Consider the following 21,107-nt stretch of genomic DNA (forward strand, 5'->3'; position numbering starts at 1 on the left):
TCCTTTGGATCTAAAATTCCGTTGCAAAATCGATCCGGCGGCAATGCCGGAAACCTTGTCAGTGCCCGGGATGCAGGGCGTCGTTGAGATACATGCAGGTCAGCACCGCAAAGACGTAGGCCTGCAGGAACGCGACCAGCAGCTCCAGCGCCGTCAGCGCCACGGCCATCGCCAGCGGCAGAACCGAACCAGCCACGCCGACCGCGCCGAGCGCGCTCAGGCTGACAACAAACCCCGAGAACACCTTCAGCGTGATGTGACCGGCGAGCATGTTGGCGAACAGACGAACCGACAGGCTGACCGGACGCGAGACGAAGGAAATCACCTCGATCAGCACCACCAGCGGCAGCAGGTAGACCGGCACGCCATGCGGGACGAACAGCTTCAGGAAGCCAAGGCCGTGCTTGGTGAAGCCGTAGACGAGGACCGTTCCGATCACCAGCGCAGCGAGGCCGAAAGTGACGATGATGTGGCTGGTGATGGTGAAGAAATACGGGAACAGGCCAAGCAGGTTGGCGACAAGCACGAACATAAACAGCGAGAACACGAAGGGGAAGAACTTCATGCCTTGCGTGCCCGCGGCGTCCCTCAGCATATTGCCGACAAATTCATAGGCCATTTCCGAGACCGACTGAAGGCGGCCCGGAACCAGGCTGCGGCTCGACGTGCTGAGGTAGAGAAACGCCGATGCGACAGCGACCGTCGCAAGCATGAACAGAGCCGAATTGGTGAAGGACAGGTCGTAGCCGCCGATGTGAATCGGAATGATCGGATGGATCTGGAACTGGTGGATCGGATCGACCTTGTCAGCAGCCACTTTAAATCCCCATCAAAGCCGCAGACGGCTTCAGCATTCTGTTCAATGCGCCGGCATGCGGCGCCTCAATTCATTCTTTCGGATCGCGCGGTTTGTCGCCCGTTCCGAATTCCGACACAAGCCCGGCTGAACGCAGAACGTTGAGCACGCCGGCGACAAAACCCAGCAGCAGCCCGACTATCAGACCCCATGGCGATGTCCCCGCCACGCGATCGATAAACCAGCCGAGAGCCGCACCGACCACTATCCCGGCGATGAACTCGCTGGACAGCTTGAGCGCCTGGCCGTACCCGGCCACACTGCCCGTTTTCCCGTCGTCTTTCCCCTCGAGCCGGTCCGGCCGCCTTGTCGCAAGCGATGCTTCAAGGTCGCGCCGGCGGCGCTCAAGATCGTCGTCGCGGATGTCGGCTTCATGCTGCTTGCCGCGGCCGGTTTTGCCGGTTCCGTCTGGCCCATTCTTGTCGGCCACGCAACCCCCCTGCCCGGTCAGACCGTCACCGTCCGTCCGCTTCTTAAAGTCGCCGGCAACATAGTTAGAGGGTCCGCGCCCGTCAAGCCACGGGCGGACGTTCAAGCTCAAGTATTTTTTCGTTATAAATCAGCCACTTGCTCGGGTGCGACATCGTGCCCGACGCGGTCTCTGGCGGGCTGCGGCCGAATCCCCGCGGCGATGCGTCTTCGATCGGCCGCTCTCGCGCGAAAGACGCAAGGGCTGCCCGAGCGCTCAGCTCCAGCCGCCACCATAGGTGCGGTAGAAGATGTGCAGGCCGATCCTGGTCATTTTCTGCATCGTCCGCGCCCAGCCCGGATGGACGTAGTTGGCGTAATAATGGGTCGACGAGCCGACTTCCGGAATGAAGATCTTGCCGGCTGTGACGGCCATGGCGACATCCTGGGCGGTCTTGTAGGCAGCGGGGTTGTCGATGCGCTTCTTCCTGCCGTCGCAGGCGAAGGAAAACTGGCAGCGGTTGAACCAGTTGTCGTTCTGGTAGACGACGCCGCAGATCGAGTTCGGATAGGCGGGGTTGCGGACGCGGTTGAGGATGACCTGGGCGACGGCGGCCTGGCCGCGCACGGATTCGCCGCGCGCTTCGAAATAGATGCCGTTGGCGAGACAGGCCTGCTCCGGCTTGGAAAAGACGCTCGCCGGCAGCGGCGTCTGCATCCAGGAATGATCGCCCTTGCTCAGCGGCGGAATGAAGCGACCGTCGTTCGGGTCCTCGTCCTGCAGCAAGGCCTCGAAGGGCGACGCCTGTGCATAATCGGGAGCGGACGAGGCGTAGGCGGTCGCCAGCACGTCAGGATGATCATTGTTGACCAGCGCGGCAAGCATCGCCGGCACGCCGGGATCCGGCTTCTTGTCGATGCGCGTGTGGAAGGCGGCGGCGATCTGGATTTCCTTGCCTTTGATCTCGGGCTTGGCGAAAGCCATCCTCAGGCCGCTGTCCATGCTTGGGCGGAGCAGCGAAGAGGTGCGCTCGAAGATCGAGCCGGCGTTGAAGTTCTTCGGCGGCGAGACGGGCGAGACCTGGATGATGCGGCCCTTCTTGTCAGCACGCGTGATGCGGTTCTCGTCCGGCGTCGTGGCGACGATGCCGCCCTTGCCGCGAAACGAAACGGCGCCGATGCCGGGCAGCTGGACACCGGAGCCGGAGAGCGAGCCGGTGCTGCTGGAATCGAGGAAGGGCATTTCGGCGGCGTGAACGGAGCCGGCGACGGATTTCTCGACATAGGCGTTCCAGCGGACGCTCGGCGCCTCCAGGCCGGAGACCAGGCTGGTCATGTCCTGATAGGCAGCGACCGTCGGAAAGCCGATCCAGATGCCAAGGCCAATAACGAGGGGAGACAGGAAGGAACGCTTTTTCTCACCGGCGGCGGCGACAAGCCGCGTCAAAACACGTCGATGCACGGAACTCTCCAGAACGCGACGGACCCCACTGGAGAGCTACAATGATGCATTAACCTTGATGGGGCGTTAACAGCTTAGAACGTTGTTTTCCCATCTCGTGTCGAAGTCAGGCGCTTTTGCGGCTATCCGTTGGCGGAAGAAAGATCGGCCACGCGATCAGCGCGCAAATAGCCGCACCCAGCCAGACGCCTGCCCACGAGCAGAGCACGAGAAGCCCGGGAATGGCGATCGGCACCAGGAAGAAGGCGATGAAGACCAGGCTGTTGGCGAGGCCGAGCGCCGTTCCGGCCTGGCTGGCGCCGGCCAGCGTCGCAAGCTCGGTGTAGGCAACGCCGTGCCAGGAGGAGACGCAGACGCCGGCCACGACCAGCATCGCAACGATCGCCGGCGACAGCATCGGCGCTTGGCCTGACAAGAATTGGCCCGAAAACAAGACGAGCGCCGCAAGCACGGTGAAGGCGGCCACGCTCAGCATGCTGTACAGACGCAGGAACGACCGGCGGTTGCCGTGACGGTCGGTGTAGCGGCCGCTCCAGACGCGCATGACCATGGCGCCGACCTGCACGGCAGCGAGGCTGGCGCTGATCACGGCTGTTCCCATGCCGGCGAAATCATGCAGGAACACGGAAGCAAAGGTGAGCACCGCCACCTGCGGAAAGCAAAGCAGGCCAATGGCTGTCGCGATGCGCCAGACGGCCGGGTTGCGCAGCGGCGCCGGGCCGGCCGGCTTTGCCGCGCTGCTCGAACGGGCGTCGTCATGCGCCGGCGGCTGATGCAGCCAGCGCCAGGCGAGCGAGGTCGAGACCGCGGAGGCAGCCGCCAGCAGTCCGAAGACCGCCGTGAAGCCATGGGCCGAAGCGAGCGACGGCAGCACCAGCGCGCCAAGCCCGCCGCCAAGCGGCACCGCCGTCTGCCTGATGCTCATGGCAAAGCCGCGCTCGCCTTCGCCGAACCAGGCCATGATGGCGCGGCCGCTGGAGCCGTTGACGCTGCCGCCGAGCAATCCGGTGACCAGCAGGGCAGCGGCGAGAAGCGCGATGCCGGGAATATGGGCCGGTGACGGCACGACCAGCGCGGCCATGACAAGCAGCCAGACCGCGGTTGCGCCGAGCCCCGTCAGCAGCACGCGGCGGTCGCCCCAGCGATCGGTCAGCAGCCCCCACGGCAATTCGCTCAGCGCCACACCCAGGCCGAGAAGACCAAGCGCCAGGCCGAGCTCGCCATTGGAGAGATGATAGCCCGAGCGCAGGAACACCGCCGTGGCCGGAATGCCGGAGAAGGTCGCGGAAAAGCAGGCATTGGCGGCGACGCCGATGCCCAGCACCTTCCAGCGATGATTGGCTCGAAGCACCGCCGCCTCTGACGGGGTGGTAACGGCGGCCGGGCGAAGCGGTTTGCATTCTGCTCGTGTGGCGACAGCGGACATGGTTCAGCTCCTGCATGGGTCGGCTGCATTCGGTCTTGACGCGCTCTCTCTACCGCCATAGCTTCGTACTGAATATCAGGAAGTTTTTGACGTAATGTCCCGAATATCAGGATTATTGGCATGCGACGCGTGACATTCGATCTCGACGTTCTGCGCAGCTTCGTTACCGGCATGGAGCTGGGCAGCTTCGCCAAGGCCGCCGACCGGCTCGGCCGCTCGACCTCGGCAATCAGTGCGCAATTGAAGAAGCTGGAGGAGCAGGCGGCGATGCCGATCTTCCGCAAATCTGGGCGTGGCCTGGCGCTGACGGACGCGGGCGAGACCATGCTCGGCTACGCGAGGCGGCTGATCGAGCTCAATGACGAGGCCGCCTCCGCCATCCACGATGTCGAGCTGGAGGGTTGGGTGCGGCTTGGGCTACAGGAGGATTTCGGCGAGGCGGTGCTGCCGGAGGTGCTCGGGCGCTTCGCCCGCGCCCATCCCAAGGTCAAGATCGAGGCCAGGATCGCACGCAGCCACGAGCTGGCCGAACGGATCATCTCGGGCAGCCTCGATATCGCGCTTGCCTGGCACAATGGCGCGACGCTGCCCTACAGCCGGCATGTCGCCGACGTCCAGATGCGCTGGATCGGCCCGGAAAAACAGATCGAGACCAGCCTGCGCGATGGCGAGGCGTTGCCGCTGGTGGCGCTCGAAGCGCCGTGCCTGCTGCGCAGCGTGGCGACCGAAACGCTCGACCGCGCCGGCCTGGCATGGCGGATGGCCTTCTCCAGCCCGAGCCTTGGCGGCATCTGGGCAGCCGTCGCCGCCGGGCTCGGACTGACGATCCGCACCGATATCGGCCTGCCGGCCAGCGTCAGGGCGATGACGCCGGAGATCGCCGGGCTGCCCGCCTTGCCCAAGATGGCGCTGTTCCTGCATCGCAAGGAGGCCGAGCCCGACGCGGTCGCGGCGCGGCTTGGCGACATCCTGCTGCAGGCAGCGCTCGAAGCGTTGCCGCAGACGCAATCGGCGCCTGTCTTGCGCAAAGTGGCGTAAAGGAGAAGTGGCGCCTAGCGGCGCTTCTTTGCCTTGCCGGCGAAAGGATTGTCCGAGGTGCGCAAGGCGATGCGGATCGGCACGCCGGGCATGTCGAAAGCCTCGCGCAGGCTGTTCGAGAGATAGCGGACGTAGGATTGTGGCATCGCATCCGGCCGTGAGCAGGAGACGACGAAGCCCGGCGGCCGCGTCTTGGCCTGCGTGACATATTTGATCTTCAGCCGACGCCCGGCGACAGCGGGCGGCGGATGATGCGCCAGGATGCCTTCCAGCCAGCGGTTGAGCTTGCCGGTCGACACACGGCTGTTCCAAACTCGATGCGTCCGGATGACGGCATCCATCAGCTTGTCGAGGCCACGCCCGGTCTCGGCCGACACCGGCACCGCCTGCATGCCGCGCGCCTGCGGCAGCAGCCGCTCGGTTTTTTCGCGCAGCTCGGCCAGCAACTCCTGGGGATGATCGACAAGGTCCCATTTGTTGAAGGCGATCACCGGGGCACGGCCTTCGCGGATGATCAGGTCGGCGATCTGCAGATCCTGCTTCTCGAAGGGAATGGTGGCGTCGAGCACGATGATGACGATCTCGGCAAAGCGGATGGCGCGCAAGCCGTCCTGCACCGACATCACTTCGAGCTTTTCGTGGATCCTGGCCTTGCGGCGCATGCCGGCGGTGTCGAACAGTTTTAAGCGGCGGCCATGCCAGTCCCAGTCGACGGAGATGGAGTCGCGGGTGATGCCGGCCTCAGGACCGGTCAGCAGCCGCTCCTCGCCGATCAGCGCGTTGATCAGCGTCGACTTGCCGGCGTTGGGGCGGCCGACGACGGCGATGCGCATCGGCTTGGTGTCGTCATAGCTCGGCTCGGCGTCCGGGTCGGTGATGTCCTCGCCGATCAGCACCTCGCTGGCGGCGACCTCATCCTCGCCGGCCTCTTCGTCCTCGCCGAAGGCGCGCGCCTCGCCAAGTGCCGCGATCACCGCGTCGCGCAAATCGGGCAGGCCCTGGCCGTGTTCGGCCGAGACCGGGATCGGTTCGCCAAGGCCGAGCTCCCAGGCCTCCAGCATGCCGCCCTGGGCGCCGCGCGCCTCGGCCTTGTTGGCAACGACGACAACCGGCTTGCCGGACTTGCGCACGATCTCGGCGAACGTCTTGTCGTCGGGCATCAGCCCGGACTTGGCATCGATCGTAAAAAAGATCAGGTCGGCCTCGCGGATGGCGATCTCGGTCTGGGCGCGCATGCGGCCGGGCAGCGTCGAGGCAGCCGCATCCTCGAAGCCGGCGGTGTCGATGACGTCGAAATGCAGGTCGTAGAGCTTTGCGGCATGGACGCGGCGATCGCGTGTGACGCCGGGCGTATCGTCGACAAGCGCCAGCTTCCTTCCCACCAGCCGATTGAAAAGGGTCGATTTGCCGACGTTAGGCCGGCCGATGATGGCGACTTTGAAGGTCATGGACTATCACGACACGCCGCCCGAGCCGCGGATCAGCTCGGACATCAATGTCGCCCGCTCGCGCGTGTTGCGCGGGGCGCCGTCATCCGCGGCGATCTGGTCGAACAGCTTCAATGCATCCGCCGCCTTGCCTTCCTTCCAGGCGGCAAGGCCAAGCGCCTCGCGCGCCGTATGGCGCAGCGTGTTGGTGTCGGCGGTGAGCGCCTCGACGCGGCTGGAGACATCGGCGAAAGAGCCGTGGTCGACCAGAAGCAGCGCTGCCCTGAGACGAGCCATGTCGCGAATGCCGGAGGGGATCTTGGTGTCGGCGGCGACCTCGTCGAAATCCTTGACGGCGGCGTCGACGTCGCCCTTGTCCGCCTTGACGGTTGCCGCGCGCATGCGGGCGAGCAGCGGATAGGCGCCGTAGCCGTCCTTCTCCAACGCCTCCAGAGCGGCAAGCGCCTCGTCGTTCTTGCCGTCATTGGCAAGCTTGAGCGCCTGCGAAAAAGCATCGCCCGAGCGGTTGGCGCGGGTCTCGTCCCAATAGCGGTAGCCGACGACAGCAGCAGTGCCAAGCACCACCAGCACGGCCAGCACGAGCAAGGCGGGACCGAAACGGTCCCACAGCGCATGCGCCTGGTCGCGACGAATCTCTTCGTTGACTTCGCGGATAAAACTGTCGTCCGACATGATCAAAACCATTCATGCCCCGGGCGGGGCGGTTGATGAGCCCGCGTTTTAGCGAAATTTTGCCGGCATGGAAGGGGTTCGGCAGGAAAATCGCCTATTCACGAGGCAGTCGCCGCCAACGGCGGCCGACAGGTCGATCGTACCCGTGCCATATTTCACCGGTAGGCGTCGCTTCTACATTCCTTGACCCGGTCAGATGCCTTTGCCCCGTTTGTCCCGCGTTGTTGCGTTTTCCATTGCCGTGTTTGCTGCCGGCGCGGCTTTTGCCGACCCGCCGGCGCCGCCGGCAAAACCGAAGCAGATCGTCATCATCTCATTCGACAGCGCCCGCGACATTTCGCAGTGGCAGCGCAGCCGGGCGCTGGCCGCACGCACGGGTGCGCATTTCACCTATTTCGTCTCCTGCGTATTCCTGCTGTCGCTCGAGACGCGCAAGGAATACACCGCGCCCGGCAAGACAGAAGGCAAATCGAACATCGGCTTTGCCGCCTCCAAACAGGAAGTCGCCGACCGGCTCGAGCAGATCAACCTCGCCGCCTCGGAAGGCCACGATATCGGCAGCCATGGCTGCGGCCATTTCGACGGCAAGGACTGGAGCAAGGCCGACTGGCTGAGCGAGTTCGGCTCGTTCAAGCATATTCTCCAAAACGCCTATTCGATCAACGGCATTGCTCCTGAACCGAAGGGCTGGCGCGATTTTGCCCGCAAGTCGGTGGTCGGGTTTCGCGCGCCTTATCTGTCGGCAAACAAGGCGCTCTACGAGGCGCTGCCCGCGGCCGGTTTCCTGCTCGACGCAAGCGGCGTTTCGCGTGGGCCGGTTGAGCCACCGACCGTCAACGGCATCACGCGCTTTTCGCTGCCGCAGATCCCGGAAGGGCCGAGCTCAAGGCGGGTGATCGCCATGGATTACAATCTCTATGTCAGACATTCCGGCGGCTTCGAGCGGCCGAGCATGGCGGAAGAGTTCGCTGACCGGACCTATAACGCGTTCCGCGCCGCCTTCGATGCGCAATACCAGGGCAAGCGCATTCCGCTTGAGCTCGGCTTCCACTTCACGCTGATGAATGACGGCGCCTACTGGAACGCGCTGGAACGCTTTGCCGGCGAGCTCTGCATCAAAGCGGACGTCGAGTGCATCAGTTTTCACGATTATGTTTCGCGGCGAGGCGAAAGGCAGGCGGCGGTGGGCGGCTGAGCCGCAAGCGCCCGCCGCCCGCCAGTCTTAGCTTGCCGGCTGGTCCTCAGGACGCAGCCCGGCTTGCTCACGTTCCAGATAGTGCTGGTCGATCGCCGGCAGCGGCTCGCCCTTGATCGTGGCTTCGAACGCTCGCAGCCGCTTGTGGACTGACAAGAGCTCAACGATCGTTGACCAGGAATTAACAAGATATTGGAACGAGCTGGTCACTTGGCTGAACGCGGAATTGACCTGGTTGACGAGACCCAACGTCAAGGTTCCGGCGACCAACGAAGGAGTCATCAAAAAAAGAGGGAATATGGTATTTAGTTGCAAGTAGAGATAGCGGACCACATTGAAATAGACGTAGTGGAAATAGAGCCGGAAGTAGTTCTGGCGCACATTTCCGAACAATTCGGAAACGGTCGGCGGCTGCGCTCGGGACTGATCGTCCTCACCATAAACAAGTTCCTTGCGGTAAGCGGCTTCGACGCGCTGGTTGCGAAACTGCAAGCCGGGCAGCTTTATGCCGGCGGTGGCAATGCATACCGTCCCAAACATCGCCCAGAAGATCGCAGCCAAGACCAACGGCTGCGGCACCTGACCGATGAAAGGCAATGCCGTAATGTGCTTTGAGTAGGCAAGCAAAATCGGCATGAAGGCGATCAAAGTCATTATCGAATCAATAAAGCTGGTCCCAAGATCTTCCATGATCTTTGAAAAGCGCATCGTGTCTTCCTGCACGCGCTGGGAAGCTCCCTCGATGCTCCGCACCCTAGGCCAATAGGACATGTAGTAGTCGTTCATCGCTGTCCGCCAGCGAAACACCCAATGGCTTACAAAGAAATTTGTCAGAACGTAAACAGTAACAGCCACCAGAGCGATGCCGAGGAAAGTTATTAACTGCGCATAAACATCATACTCTGTCGCCTTCACACTTTTGCTCACAATGCCCTGGATCAGATCCCAGAACGGCCCGTACCAGGCATTGATCGCTACACTCACCTGAACCTGAAAATAGGTCGTGAACAAGATCAGCGAGCTGCCAAGGATCGACCAGCGGTCCCACGGGTGCGGGGAATACCAATGCCAGAAGGCGTAAAAGAGCAGCACACCAAGTGTAAAATAGATGTAGAACCAAAGGAACGGAGGCGACCAGAAAACGGAAACGCCAATGATCGGCGCCGCGTCCGCTGCAGGGAGGGGAAATCCGACCAAAGCGCCTAGCTGGTCGCCGCCGAGAAACCACACGGCCACCATGACCGCACTCCAGACGGCGGCCGAGGTGAAAAAGAGCTTCGGCTGCGGAAAAAACGATACGAACACTGTGGCGAAATCCTCGGTCGGCGCAAATCAGCGGCGTTGGTCAGCGGGCATAAAGTCACACATTAGTGGGAAAGAAAATGCCCGTGCCCGATGCCCGCAACCGAGCAAGACCATAATCATGGCGATTTTGGCGCAGCCGACCAGGCGATCGCGCCGGAAGCGAGCAGGACGGCGGCGGCCACGATCGAGGCAAGGAAAAAGTTGCCCGAGGCCTGCGCAAGCAGCCCGGCAACGATCGGGCCGATGATCTGGCCGAGGCCGAAGGCGGCCGTCATCACCGCCAGCATCCGGCGTGGTGCTTGCGGAGCAAGCTGCCTGCCGGCCTGCAGGCCAAGCGCGGTGATGGCGATGAAGGTGCCGCCGACAAGAAGGCCGCCGAGCAGCGGCCCGGTGCGCCCGCCCATGACGACACTGGCGCTGACGCCGACCACCTCGACCAGGCACCCCAGTGCGTAGGTGGCATAGAGCCCGATCCTGGCCGTAAGCTTCTGCCACAGCCAGACCGAGGGGAAACCGGCAAGGCCGGTGACCATCCAGACCACGGCCTCGAAGACGCGGCCGCCGCCGCCCTGGCGGACGATGGCGACCAGGAACGTTGCCGTGACAATATAGCCGAAGCCGAACAGGCCGTAGGCGACAATGATCTTCACCAGCGACCGGTCTTTCGGCAGTGCCGGCTCGCTCCCGGTGGTGCTGTTCGCGGCCGAGGTGCCGCCGGCCAGCAAGGCGACGGCGGCAAAGCCGCAGGCCGAAATCACCGCCGACCACAGCCAGCCCGCCGCCCAGCCGGCATGTTCGGTGACGAGGAGCGCCAACAGCGCCGAGGATGCCGCGATGCCGAGGCCGACACCGCCGAAATACAGCGCCTGCAGGTCGTTTCGCCCGGCCGCGGCGAGATGACCGAAAACGATGCTGGTCATGAAGACCAGCACGAAGGCACTGGCGAGGCCGGCAAGAAAGCGGATGAGGAGAAAGCCGGGCATGGTGCCGCTCAGGCCCATCAGGCCGGCGAGGATCGCGGTGGCGGCAAGGCCGGCCAGCATCAGCTGGCGCTCGCGGCCTTGCGCCCAGCCGCCGGTGGCGGCAAGCGCGCCGACGAGGTAGCCGAGATAATTGGCCGATGCGATCCAGCCGGCATCGGCCGGCGACAGGCCGAGCTCTTCCATCATGCCGGGCAGGATCGGCGTATAGACGAAACGGCCGATGCCCATGGCGACGGCCAGGGCGATCATGCCGGCGATTGCCAGGCGCAAAGGCGAAGCGATGTTCATCGCGGTGCACCATAGGTGCGCCTGCCGGCGAGACAATCCGCCTTTTATTGGGCCAGAAGGGCTGCGCAGCCGCGTCGGCGGCCGGCTCACCTGAAGTGCCAGCAAGTCCTTGTTCAGCCGCAGCAGGTCCTTGGCGGGGCCGTCTCGAAGCGGGTACGACGCGCGGTCAGCCTGAACGGCATGTCGGCGAGTTCGCGCTCCGACATGGTGTCGAGCACCGGATGCGACAGCGGATCGGTCACCCAATTGATGGCCTCGCTGTCATGCCGGTGCGGCTGCGTTCCGATCGGGGAAAAGGCGCCGAGCCATGATAAAATCTTCATCGGATTTGCCTCCTCACTCTGCGTAACCCACTTAGAATCCGCCGTTCGTTAGCGTCTGGCAATTGAGATTTCCGCCGCTCCAGTTTAGAAAAACTGTATGGCTACTCTGAACCGCGTCCATCTCAACGGCTTGCGCGCCGTGGAAACCGTTGCCCGCCTGGGCTCGCTCGCGGCGGCGGCCGGCGAGCTCAACGTCTCGGTCAGCGCCGTCAGCCAGCAGATCAACCGGACAGAAAAGCAGCTCGGCCGGGCGCTGTTCGAACGAACGCCAGCTGGCCTGGTGGCGACGGAATTCGGCACCGCCTTTGCCGCGCGGCTCAGCGCAGGGTTTCGCGAACTTGCGCAGGCGATGGCGCTTGCCGATGAAAGCTCGGAGTGCACGCTGGTGGTTTCGGTGGCGCCGGCTTTCGCCTCGAAATGGCTGCTGCCGCGGCTGTCGCGGCATTTTGCCCGCCATCCGAACGTGCTCCTGCGCATCGATGCCTCGGTGCGGCTTGCCGATCTCGATCGTTCGGACATCGACGTCGCCATTCGGCTCGGCGACGGCAAATGGCCGGGCGGGCGGGCCGAATTGCTGCTGGCGCAGGAGGTGTTTCCGGTCTGTGCACCGGTGATCGCCAGCAAGCTGAGATCGATCGAGGACCTTGCTTTGACCTGTGCGATCACGGACGAAAGGTCGATGATCAGTTGGGAAAGCTGGTTCGAAGCGGCCGGGGTGAAGCCGGTCACCTTCATGAAGGGCGCGCGCTTCACAGATCCGATGCTGTGCCTGGAATCGGCGATTGCCGGTCACGGCGTCATGCTCGGCTGGCAGTTGCTGGCCGCCGACGCACTGGCCGACGGACGTCTCGTCGCGCCGTTCGGCATACGCGCCCAGAGCGGCCTCGGCTATTGGCTGGTAACTTCGGCCAGCAAGGGCGAAAGCCGCAAAGTCAGGGATTTCAAGACCTGGATCCGCGAAGAGATCGAGGCGACGATGGCGCAGTTCAGGTCGCTCGAGAGCGTCAGCTAGACCTGCCGGCACATCACGGTGGAAAGGTCGGCAGCGCCGGTCTATGTAAGAAACAGTCCCCAATCACGGCAGGCAGGATCATGACCACACATTCGCGCGGCGTTTCCGCAAGCATCGACCCGGTGAAGCTCGACAGGCTGGCGGAGGTCGCCGTCAAGGTCGGGCTGCAATTGCAGCCGGGGCAGGATCTGGTGCTGACCTCGTCTATTGCCGCGCTGCCTCTGACGCGGCGGATCATCGAGCACGCCTACAAGGCAGGTGCCGGCCTGGTGACGCCGATCTTCAACGACGATGAGATCACTCTCGCGCGCTTCCGCTACGGCGCCGACGCCGGTTTCGACCGCGCCGCCGGCTGGCTCTACGAAGGCATGGCAAAAGCTTTCGCCAACAATGCGGCGAGGCTCGCCGTGCGCGGCGAGGATCCGTCGCTGCTTTCTTCTCAGGACCCGGCAAAGGTGGCGCGTGCCAACAAGGCGAATTCGATGGCCTACCAGCCGGCGCTGGAGAAGATCACCGGCTTCGACATCAACTGGAACATCGTCGCCTATCCCGATCAGGCCTGGGCCAAGCAGGTATTCCCGGACGACGCCGACGACGTCGCCGTGGCCAAGCTCGCTGACGCTATCTTTGCCGCCTCGCGGGTGGATGTCGAAGACCCGATCGGCAATTGGACGGCGCACAATGCGGCGTTGAAGAGCCGCACCGAATGGCTGAACGGCCACAATTTCCACGCGCTGCATTTCACCGGCCCCGGCACCGACCTGACCGTCGGGCTGGCCGACGGCCACGAGTGGATGGGCGGCGCCTCGACCGCCAAGAACGGCATCACCTGCAACCCCAACATCCCGACCGAAGAGGTTTTCACCACGCCGCATGCAAGGCGCGTCGAAGGCCATGTCACCAGCACCAAGCCGCTGTCCTATCAGGGCACCCTGATCGATGGCATTGCGGTGCGTTTCGAGGCGGGCCGCATTGTCGAGGCCAAGGCCACGAAGGGCGAGGATGTGCTGCAAAAGGTGCTCGACACCGACGAAGGCTCGCGCCGTCTCGGCGAGGTGGCACTGGTGCCGCATTCCTCGCCGATCGCCAAGAGCGGGCTGCTGTTTTTCAACACGCTGTTCGACGAGAACGCCGCCTGCCACATCGCGCTCGGCCAGTGCTATTCGAAGTGCTTCGTCGACGGCGCCTCGCTCGGCCAGGACGAGATCGCGGTGCGCGGCGGCAACAAGAGTTTCATCCACATCGACTGGATGATCGGCTCGGACAAGATCGACATAGACGGCGTCCATAAGGACGGCAGCCGCGTGCCGGTGATGCGCAAGGGCGAGTGGGTTTAGGCCCGGGATCTCTAAACGAAGGCTGGCAAGCAGCGGCGCCTGCTGGCCCATGCGGAGTTGGCAATGGAGCTCGCGGTCAAGCGCATCTATGAGCCGCCGGCGCCCGATGACGGGCAGCGGGTGCTCGTCGACCGCATATGGCCTCGCGGCGTCCGCAAAGAGGACGCGGCGCTGACGCTATGGCTAAAGGACATCGCGCCAAGCAATGGGTTGCGCAAATGGTTCGGCCATGAGCCGGCGCGCTGGGCGGAGTTCCAGCGGCGATACCGCGATGAGCTCGACCGGAACGGCGAGGCGGTCGGCCAGCTGTGCGCTCTGGTCGACAAAGGCCGGGTGACGCTGCTCTACGGCGCGCATGACGAGGAGCACAATAACGCGGTGGCGCTGGCGAGCTATTTGCGTGGGAAAACCACAAGCGTTTGATACGATCAATATGCAGGCCGGCGGCATGTCGCCGGCTATCGCCAATCTCCAAGGTCGCAGTGGTGAGCGGAGCGCCGAAGCTGCCAATCTCCACCCTTGTGGGGGAGATGTCCGGCAGGACAGAGGGGGACGCGACGGATCATGGCGGGTCGGTCCTATTTCCCACTCACCGCCTGCTGATAAACATCAGGCTTGAAGCCAACGAGAACCCTGTCGCCAAGTTCCAGCACCGGACGCTTGATCATCGTCGGTTTGGCCAGCATAAGCGCCTTGGCCTTGTTCTCGTCCAAGCCCAGTCTGTCCTCGTCCGACAGTTCACGGAACGTTGTGCTCGCCTTGTTGAGCAGGATTTCCCAGCCGACCTTGCCTGACCAGCCGTTCAGCCGATCCGCTTCAAGCCCGTCTACCCTGTAGTCGTGAAAGCGATAGGCAACATCATGGCTCGCCAGCCAGGAACGCGCCTTCTTGACCGTATCGCAATTGGTAATGCCGTACATGGTGATCGTCAAAACGGATCCTCGGACCGGTCGAATCTAGCGGCACCCTAAAACCGCGCCTCTGACTTTTCCAGCGGCCTCGCCGGCCGTCGGCGATTTTCACGCTTGTCACGAGGAGATGGGCTTTCACGACGGCTGGGGCACGGTGGCGGATCAGTTGGCCGGCTATCTCAAGACGATCTGAGGCGACCCTGCTTCGCACTCACATTGCGGCCACGAAGCCGTCGTGGCCGTTCAACCGAACGCCGGTGCCGAGGCACCAACGCTCGCAACAAACTTGACGTTGGCGTAATGCCAATGTTGAACGCTCAGGCGCCGTAGCCGATGATGCCCTTGATCTCGAGGAAATCGTGGATCGCCCAGTCGGCGTATTCGCGGCCGTTGCCGGACTGCTTGTAGCCGCCGAAGGGCGCGAACGTATCCCATTCCGGATAGTTGATCGACACCTGCCCGGCGCGTAGCCGGCTGGCAATCTTGCGGGCGTGGTCGATATCCCCGGACTGCACATAGGCAGCCAGGCCATAGACGGTGTCGTTGGCGATCTTCACCGCATCATCATCGTCATCGTAGGAGATGACCGACAGGACCGGCCCGAAAATCTCCTCCTTCTCGATGGTCATGCCAGGCCTGACGTGGCCGAAAACGGTCGGTCGCACATAATAGCCACGGTTGAGGTGTTCCGGCCGGCCGGGGCCGCCGGTGACCAGCGTCGCACCCTCGGCGATACCTGCCTCGATCAACCGCTGGATCTTGTCGAACTGGACGTTGCTGACCACCGGCCCGAGCTTGGTCTCCTCCGAGCGCGGGTCGCCGACCTTGTGCCGTTCGGCGGCCTTTCTGGCGATCGTCAGCGCCTCGTCGTGACGGCCGGCCGGCACCAGCATGCGGGTCGGCGCATCGCAGGACTGGCCGCTATTGCCGAAGCAGGCGTTGACACCCTTGCGCACAGCCGTCTCGAAGTCAGCGTCGGGCAGCACGATGTTGGCCGATTTGCCGCCGAGCTCCTGCGCCACGCGCTTGACGGTCTCGGCCGCCGTCTTGGCGACGATGATGCCGGCCCGGGTCGACCCGGTGAACGAGACCATGTCTACGTCGGGATGGCCAGCCATGACCTGGCCGACATCCGGACCGGTGCCATTCACCATATTGTAGACGCCCTTCGGCGTGCCGGCGGCGTCCATCACCTCGGAAAAGATGATACCGCTGATCGGCGCGATTTCGGAAGGCTTTAAAATGACGGTGCAGCCGGCGGCGATGGCCGGCGCCACCTTGCAGACTATCTGGTTGAGCGGCCAATTCCACGGTGTAATCAGCGCGCAGACGCCGATCGGCTCCTTGACCACCATGGTGGTGCCGCGCTTCTCGCTGAATTCGTAATCCTCCAGCGCCTTGATAGTGGCTTCCATATGCGCCCTGCCCGCCCAGGCCTGCGCCTCGCGCGCCCACCTGATCGGCGCGCCCATTTCCTGGCTGACCGCCTGGGCGATGTCCTCGTAGCGCTCATTGTAGACGTCGAGGATACGCTTCAGCAGCTTCAGGCGCTCGGCCTTGGTCGTTTGCGAAAAGGCCGGGAATGCCGCCTTGGCTGCAGCCACGGCCTTGTCGACATCGGCTTTCGAGCCGACCGAGATTTTGGTGTAGGCCTCTTCAGTGGACGGATCGATCACATCCAGCGTTGCCGGAACCACCGGGCCGACCCATTTGCCGCCGATGAAAAAATTGAGATGATTGCTCATGGGCCGTGCTCCGGTTTTGTGGAAATGAGTGAGACTAGCTAGGCAGCATAGGGCAGTTGGCACCACGGCGCAGGCTGATATGCGCCACGTCGCCGACGCTGAATTGAAAACCCTCTGTCCGGCGCGGCGCGTCGATCACCACCTGTGTCCCCTGCCCCAACTCTGCATGAAGGCGCAAGGTGCGGCCGTGAAAGACGATGCTGTTCACCCGCACCGGTACAGTGCCGGCCGTGGCCTCGGTCGTCGCCAAAAGATCCTCCGGACGCACGCCGATGGTGCGCACCGTGCCCTCGCCAGGCAGTTCGCCCGTCTCCGAAACCGCTTCCAGCGGCAGGGCGCCGGCGGCGAACCGCAAGCGCTCGCCATCGCGGCCGACAAAGCGCGACTGCAGAAGGTTCATGGTGCCGATGAAGCTGGCGACGAATTTGGTGGCGGGCCGGTCGTAAAGGGTCGCCGGCGGCGCAATCTGCTCTATGCGGCCCTTGTTCATGACGACGATGCGGTCTGAGATCGACAGCGCCTCGGTCTGGTCGTGCGTGACCATGACGAAAGTGGTGCCAAGCCGCGACTGCAGCCGCTTCAGTTCGACCTGCATCTGCTCGCGCAGATGCGCATCGAGCGCCGACAGCGGCTCGTCGAGCAGCAGCACACGCGGCTCGCAGACGATGGCGCGGGCAAGTGCGACGCGCTGGCGCTGGCCACCCGACAATTCGGACACGCGGGCGCCGGGCTTCTCGGCAAGGCCGACCATGTCGAGCGCTGCGCCGACGCGCTTTGCCTGTTCGGCACCGGAGAGCTTGCGCAGCGACAGGCCGAAGCCGACATTTTCGGCAACGTTCATGTGTGGGAACAGCGCGTAGTCCTGGAACACGGTATTGACAGGACGGGCGAAGGGCCTGAGCGCCGTGATGTCGCGGCCTTCGAGCAGGACCTTGCCGTTCGACGGGCTCTCGAAGCCGGCGATGACACGCAGGCTGGTGGTCTTGCCGCAGCCGGACGGTCCGAGCAAGGTCAGGAACTCGCCGCGGGCAATGTCAAGATCGACGGCGTCGAGCCCGACGATGCCGCCGGGGAAAATCTTGGAGACCTTGTCCAGCCGGACGAGAGGATCAGGCGCCATCGCGAACCTCGGACGGCTTAGTGGTGTTGACCCACAGGATCTGGCAGTGCTCGCTGCCCGGATTGCGGAAGGCATGCAGCAACGTGCTCCTGAAGGCGAAGCTGTCGCCGGCCTTCAGCCCGTATCTGGTCGAATCGACCACCAGCTCGACCTCGCCCGACAGGACGAAGCCGAATTCATGGCCGGCATGGGCGTAAGCTTCGGCGGTGCCGCCACCGGCGTCAACGGTCACCAGCATGCCGGTCAGCGTGGCGGCCGGCGGCGACAGCAGCGCCTTGGCGATGCCTTCCGATTTGACCGGGATCTGACGCCGGCTGTTGGCGCGCACACAATAAAGATCGTTGCCGACATCCTTGCCGTCAGCGATCAGCGCTGACGGCTCTATATCGAGGGCGGCGGCAAGCGGCCAGATCACGCGGACCCGCAATGACGACATGCCGCGCTCGATCTGGCTTAGCGCACCTATCGAGACACCGGCCTTGGCGGCAAGTTCGGCCAGCGAGAGATTGCGCTCCAGCCTGAGCGCTCGCACGCGCCGGCCGACCCTGACGTCGGCGTCGTCCTTCGGCTTCTCAGCCGCTTCGTCCAGCATGTCCATTCGTTCGTCCTTGTTACAGTATTTTTGGCCGGCGCCGCGTGGTCTTCCCTTCTCCCCCTTGTGGGAGAAGGAAGAGCGAACTCAGCCGCCTGCCTTGACCTTCTCGAACATCTTGGCGAGTTCGTCATTCTGCTTCATCGGTCCGGTGAAGATCGTGGTCTTCAGCATCACCTCGGGATCGGAAGGCAGCTGCAGTTTCTCCAACTCCTCCTTCGGCACGGCGGCGAAAGCCGAGCTGGTCGAGCTGCCATAGCCGTAGGCCTGGATCAGATACTTTCCGGAATCCGTTTCCAGCCGGCTGTTGATGAAGTCATAAGCAAGATCGACGTTCTTGGCGTCCTTGAGCATGACGAAGCCGCAAGCCCAGGTCAGCATGCCTTCCTTCGGCTTCATGAACTCTACAGGCACGCCCTGCTTCTTCAGCGAGGTGGCCGAGGCGTTCCAGGTCATGGCCGCGACCAGCTGGCCGCTCGCCAGTGCCTGTTCGACCGAGGTCATGTCGGTGGTGTAGTTCGAGAGCAGCGGGCGCTGCTCGCGCAGTTTTTCCGCCACCTTGTCCATCTGTTCCGGTGTCATGTCGAATGGATTGACGCCGGCCAGAAGGGCCGCCACCACCGGTGTGTCGTGGACGGCATCGATGGTCGCCATGCGCCCGGCATACTGCTTGTCCCAGAGCAGGTTCCAACTGGCTTCGGGGTTCTTCACCAGATCAGTGCGGTAGAGGATCGAGGTATTGCCCCAGTCCCACGGCACCATCCAGACCTTGCCGTCGCCGGCCTGCAGGTCGGGCAGGTTCTTGAAGACCTGGAAGATCGAATCCCAGTTCTTGATGCGCTTGGTGTCGATCGGCTGCAGCAGGCCTTCCTTGTTCCAGCGCGCCACCTTGTCATAGCAAGGGTGCGCGATGTCGGGGCGGAAGCCAGCCTTGACCTTGGTGAAAGCGTCATCGTCGTCGCCAAACATCGAGGCTTCGACACCATCGGGGTGCGCGGCGAGGAAGCTCTTGTTGAAGTCGGGCAGCTCGTAGCCCGACCAGGTGAAATATTGCAGCTTGTCGCCGGCAAAGGCGACAGTCGACGCAAGCGCCAGCGCGAAAGCAGCCAGTCCGGTTTTCGTTGTCTTTGCCGTTATCGATTTCAAGTCGAATGCCATTGCAGTTCTCCTCTTTCGGTTTCTTCTGGTTTTGACAGGCTGGCGGGCGCTGGCCGCCGGGTGGCGGCAAGCCCGCGATGGCGCAGGATTTCGGCGAGTGCGGCGATGACGAACGACACGGCCAGGATCGCCGTGCCGAGCGCCATGACGGTCGGCAGCGATTTCGGGAAGCGCAGCTGGCTCCAGATATAAAGCGGCAGCGTCGGCTCGGTGCCGGCAAGGAAGAAGGCGACGATGAACTCGTCGAACGAGGTCAGGAAGGCCAGCATGAACGCCGAAATAATGGCGGGCAGGCTGAGCGGCAGCATCACCCGTCTGAAGGTCGTCCAGTCCGAGGCGCCGAGGTCGAGCGCTGCCTCACGGATGGTCTTCGGGATGGCGGCGAAGCGGCTGCGCATGACCACCACCGTCGTCGGCAGCGCCACCAATATATGGCCGAGCAAAATGGCAATGCGCGACGGCCCGAAACCGGCGAGATTGACCAGGATGAGCAGCGAGATGCCGACGATGACGCCGGGGATCAGGATCGGCAGCCGCGCAATGGCACTGATCGTGGCGGCCAGCGGCGAGCGGCCGTAGAGGTCGATATAGGACACGGTGATGCCGCAGAGTGTTGCGCCGGTGGCGGCAATGGCGCCGATGACGAGGCTGGTGGCAAGCGCACCGGACAGCGCCGAATTGCCGTAAAGTGTGCCGTACCACTCAAGCGTGAAGCCTTGCAGCGGAAATGCCGCCTGGATCGAATTGTTGAAGGAAAACAGCGGGATCAGCAGTATCGGCAGATACAGGAACACCAGATAGGCAAGGACGTAGGCTCCGAGCCAGCCGCCGCCTTGCTTTGCGTCCAGGCGCGCCGTGTTCATGTGCGGCTGCCGTATCGCCGGTCGGCGAAGCGCACCACCAGCACCACCGCGAGAATGACCAGCATGACGGCGACGGCGAGTGCGGCGCCGAACGGCCAGTCATTGGCCTTGCCGAACTCGGCCTGGATCAGTGTGCCGATCATTGTACTGGCAGGGCCGCCGACCAGCGCCGGCGTCACATAATCGCCGACGGTCGGCACGAAGACGACGAGAGCAGCCGCCAGCACGCCCGGCATCGAATTAGGCAGCACGATGCGACGGAAGCTGGTGAACGGTTTTGCGCCGAGATCGGAAGCGGCCTCGAGCAACGATTTCGGGATGGTGTCCAGCGCCACATAGATGGGCAGGATGGCGAACGGCGCATAAGCGTGGGCGAGCGTGACGACGACCGCTGCCGGCGTATTAAGGAAGGCCAATGTCGGCTCCGACCAGATGCCGCTTTCGATCAGCGCCGAGTTCAGCACGCCATTATAGGCAAGCACGATCTTCCAGGCGAAGACGCGCAGCAGATAGCTGGTCCAGAACGGCAGGGTCAGCAGGAACAACAGCAGCCCGCGCCGCCGCCCGCTGTGAAAGGCCAGATAGTAGGCAACGGGATAGGCGGTGACGACGGTTGCCAGCGTCACCAGGCCGGCGATGCCCAGCGAGCGCAGCGTCACCGTCCAGTACAGCGGATCGGTGGCCACGGTGACGAAATTCGCAAGGGTGAAACCAGCCCCCAGCAGCGAGCCGTCATTGCCGCGAAAGGCGAGAAAGAACACCAGGCCAAGGGCGAAAAGGATCAGCAAGAAGGTGACCAACCCGCCGGGCAGCAGCATGGCGAAGCGAAAACCCGGCGAAGACCGGGTTTCCGGCAGCGACTGCGTTAGGACGATGGTCGACATCGGCTCTCCATCGAAATTTGAAATCGATTAAGCTTTTTTCATATTTGTGAAATTGTCAAGCTGTTTCACGCTTGGGCATGA

The 21,107-nt window shown here is 63.4% G+C and carries 21 protein-coding genes; 5 read left to right on the forward strand and 16 right to left on the reverse strand.

What is annotated here, in order from left to right:
* Positions 1-58 precede the first annotated feature (58 nt).
* The 4 genes from NKI39_RS04030 to NKI39_RS04045 all read right to left on the reverse strand — a co-directional run bounded on the left by NKI39_RS04030 (position 59) and on the right by NKI39_RS04045 (position 4,152).
* Entirely contained in the window at positions 59-817 is a 759-nt protein-coding gene (locus NKI39_RS04030; RefSeq protein ID WP_352501993.1) for a F0F1 ATP synthase subunit A, read from the reverse strand.
* A gap of 70 nt (positions 818-887) precedes the next feature.
* Positions 888-1,286, reverse strand: coding sequence for an AtpZ/AtpI family protein (locus tag NKI39_RS04035; RefSeq protein ID WP_352473359.1), 399 nt, complete (start codon positions 1,284-1,286; stop codon positions 888-890).
* A gap of 255 nt (positions 1,287-1,541) precedes the next feature.
* Positions 1,542-2,726, reverse strand: coding sequence for a cell wall hydrolase (locus tag NKI39_RS04040; RefSeq protein ID WP_352830755.1), 1,185 nt, complete (start codon positions 2,724-2,726; stop codon positions 1,542-1,544).
* A gap of 106 nt (positions 2,727-2,832) precedes the next feature.
* Positions 2,833-4,152, reverse strand: a complete 1,320-nt coding sequence (locus NKI39_RS04045) for an MFS transporter (protein WP_352830757.1) — start codon at positions 4,150-4,152, stop codon at positions 2,833-2,835.
* Between the two features lie 120 nt (positions 4,153-4,272).
* Between NKI39_RS04045 and NKI39_RS04050 the strand changes: the two genes are divergently transcribed.
* A complete protein-coding gene (locus NKI39_RS04050) occupies positions 4,273-5,190 on the forward strand; it encodes a LysR substrate-binding domain-containing protein (protein ID WP_352830758.1) in 918 nt (305 codons plus the stop codon).
* 14 nt (positions 5,191-5,204) lie between these two features.
* Here the strand turns inward: NKI39_RS04050 and der are convergent, their stop codons facing one another.
* Entirely contained in the window at positions 5,205-6,638 is a 1,434-nt protein-coding gene (gene der, locus NKI39_RS04055) for a ribosome biogenesis GTPase Der (protein ID WP_352458795.1), read from the reverse strand.
* A gap of 6 nt (positions 6,639-6,644) precedes the next feature.
* Positions 6,645-7,310, reverse strand: coding sequence for a tetratricopeptide repeat protein (locus NKI39_RS04060; RefSeq protein WP_023674063.1), 666 nt, complete (start codon positions 7,308-7,310; stop codon positions 6,645-6,647).
* A gap of 202 nt (positions 7,311-7,512) precedes the next feature.
* On the opposite strand from NKI39_RS04060, the gene NKI39_RS04065 reads away from it, so the two are divergent.
* Positions 7,513-8,505, forward strand: a complete 993-nt coding sequence (locus NKI39_RS04065; RefSeq protein ID WP_352830936.1) for a polysaccharide deacetylase family protein — start codon at positions 7,513-7,515, stop codon at positions 8,503-8,505.
* 27 nt (positions 8,506-8,532) lie between these two features.
* Here the strand turns inward: NKI39_RS04065 and sbmA are convergent, their stop codons facing one another.
* The 3 genes from sbmA to NKI39_RS04080 form a co-directional block, all read right to left on the reverse strand.
* Positions 8,533-9,810 carry a peptide antibiotic transporter SbmA gene (gene sbmA, locus NKI39_RS04070; RefSeq protein WP_352473368.1) on the reverse strand — a complete coding sequence of 426 codons (1,278 nt, stop codon included), beginning with the start codon at positions 9,808-9,810 and terminating at the stop codon, positions 8,533-8,535.
* A 116-nt stretch (positions 9,811-9,926) separates the two neighbouring features.
* A complete protein-coding gene (locus tag NKI39_RS04075) occupies positions 9,927-11,081 on the reverse strand; it encodes a YbfB/YjiJ family MFS transporter (protein ID WP_352830761.1) in 1,155 nt (384 codons plus the stop codon).
* Between the two features lie 113 nt (positions 11,082-11,194).
* The gene (locus NKI39_RS04080; RefSeq protein WP_352473371.1) at positions 11,195-11,404 is read right to left on the reverse strand and encodes a hypothetical protein; all 210 of its coding nucleotides are present in this window, start codon (positions 11,402-11,404) and stop codon (positions 11,195-11,197) included.
* Positions 11,405-11,501: 97 nt separating this feature from the next.
* Between NKI39_RS04080 and NKI39_RS04085 the strand changes: the two genes are divergently transcribed.
* From NKI39_RS04085 to NKI39_RS04095, 3 genes are all read left to right on the forward strand, one after another.
* Complete coding sequence (locus NKI39_RS04085; RefSeq protein ID WP_352830763.1) at positions 11,502-12,416, forward strand: LysR substrate-binding domain-containing protein; 915 nt, start codon at positions 11,502-11,504, stop codon at positions 12,414-12,416.
* An 80-nt stretch (positions 12,417-12,496) separates the two neighbouring features.
* Positions 12,497-13,753 carry an aminopeptidase gene (locus NKI39_RS04090; protein ID WP_352830765.1) on the forward strand — a complete coding sequence of 419 codons (1,257 nt, stop codon included), beginning with the start codon at positions 12,497-12,499 and terminating at the stop codon, positions 13,751-13,753.
* Between the two features lie 57 nt (positions 13,754-13,810).
* Positions 13,811-14,176, forward strand: coding sequence for a DUF488 domain-containing protein (locus NKI39_RS04095; protein WP_352830767.1), 366 nt, complete (start codon positions 13,811-13,813; stop codon positions 14,174-14,176).
* 155 nt (positions 14,177-14,331) lie between these two features.
* Here the strand turns inward: NKI39_RS04095 and NKI39_RS04100 are convergent, their stop codons facing one another.
* From NKI39_RS04100 to NKI39_RS04130, 7 genes are all read right to left on the reverse strand, one after another.
* Entirely contained in the window at positions 14,332-14,685 is a 354-nt protein-coding gene (locus tag NKI39_RS04100) for an ArsC family reductase (protein WP_352830769.1), read from the reverse strand.
* 296 nt (positions 14,686-14,981) lie between these two features.
* The gene (locus NKI39_RS04105; protein ID WP_352830770.1) at positions 14,982-16,409 is read right to left on the reverse strand and encodes an aldehyde dehydrogenase family protein; all 1,428 of its coding nucleotides are present in this window, start codon (positions 16,407-16,409) and stop codon (positions 14,982-14,984) included.
* 34 nt (positions 16,410-16,443) lie between these two features.
* A complete protein-coding gene (locus NKI39_RS04110; RefSeq protein ID WP_352540135.1) occupies positions 16,444-17,529 on the reverse strand; it encodes an ABC transporter ATP-binding protein in 1,086 nt (361 codons plus the stop codon).
* Positions 17,519-18,127 (reverse strand): cupin domain-containing protein, encoded by a 609-nt coding sequence (locus NKI39_RS04115; protein WP_352830772.1) that lies wholly within the window; start codon positions 18,125-18,127, stop codon positions 17,519-17,521. The genes NKI39_RS04110 and NKI39_RS04115 overlap by 11 nt, the downstream gene beginning before the upstream one ends.
* A gap of 81 nt (positions 18,128-18,208) precedes the next feature.
* Entirely contained in the window at positions 18,209-19,279 is a 1,071-nt protein-coding gene (locus tag NKI39_RS04120; protein WP_352830774.1) for an ABC transporter substrate-binding protein, read from the reverse strand.
* Positions 19,264-20,142, reverse strand: a complete 879-nt coding sequence (locus NKI39_RS04125; protein WP_352830775.1) for an ABC transporter permease — start codon at positions 20,140-20,142, stop codon at positions 19,264-19,266. The genes NKI39_RS04120 and NKI39_RS04125 overlap by 16 nt, the downstream gene beginning before the upstream one ends.
* Positions 20,139-21,026, reverse strand: coding sequence for an ABC transporter permease (locus NKI39_RS04130; protein ID WP_352830777.1), 888 nt, complete (start codon positions 21,024-21,026; stop codon positions 20,139-20,141). Before NKI39_RS04130 ends, NKI39_RS04125 begins: the two co-directional genes overlap by 4 nt.
* Between the last annotated feature and the right edge of the window lie 81 nt (positions 21,027-21,107).

It is taken from the genome of Mesorhizobium sp. M0664, assembly GCF_040320565.1.
GTDB lineage: Bacteria > Pseudomonadota > Alphaproteobacteria > Rhizobiales > Rhizobiaceae > Mesorhizobium.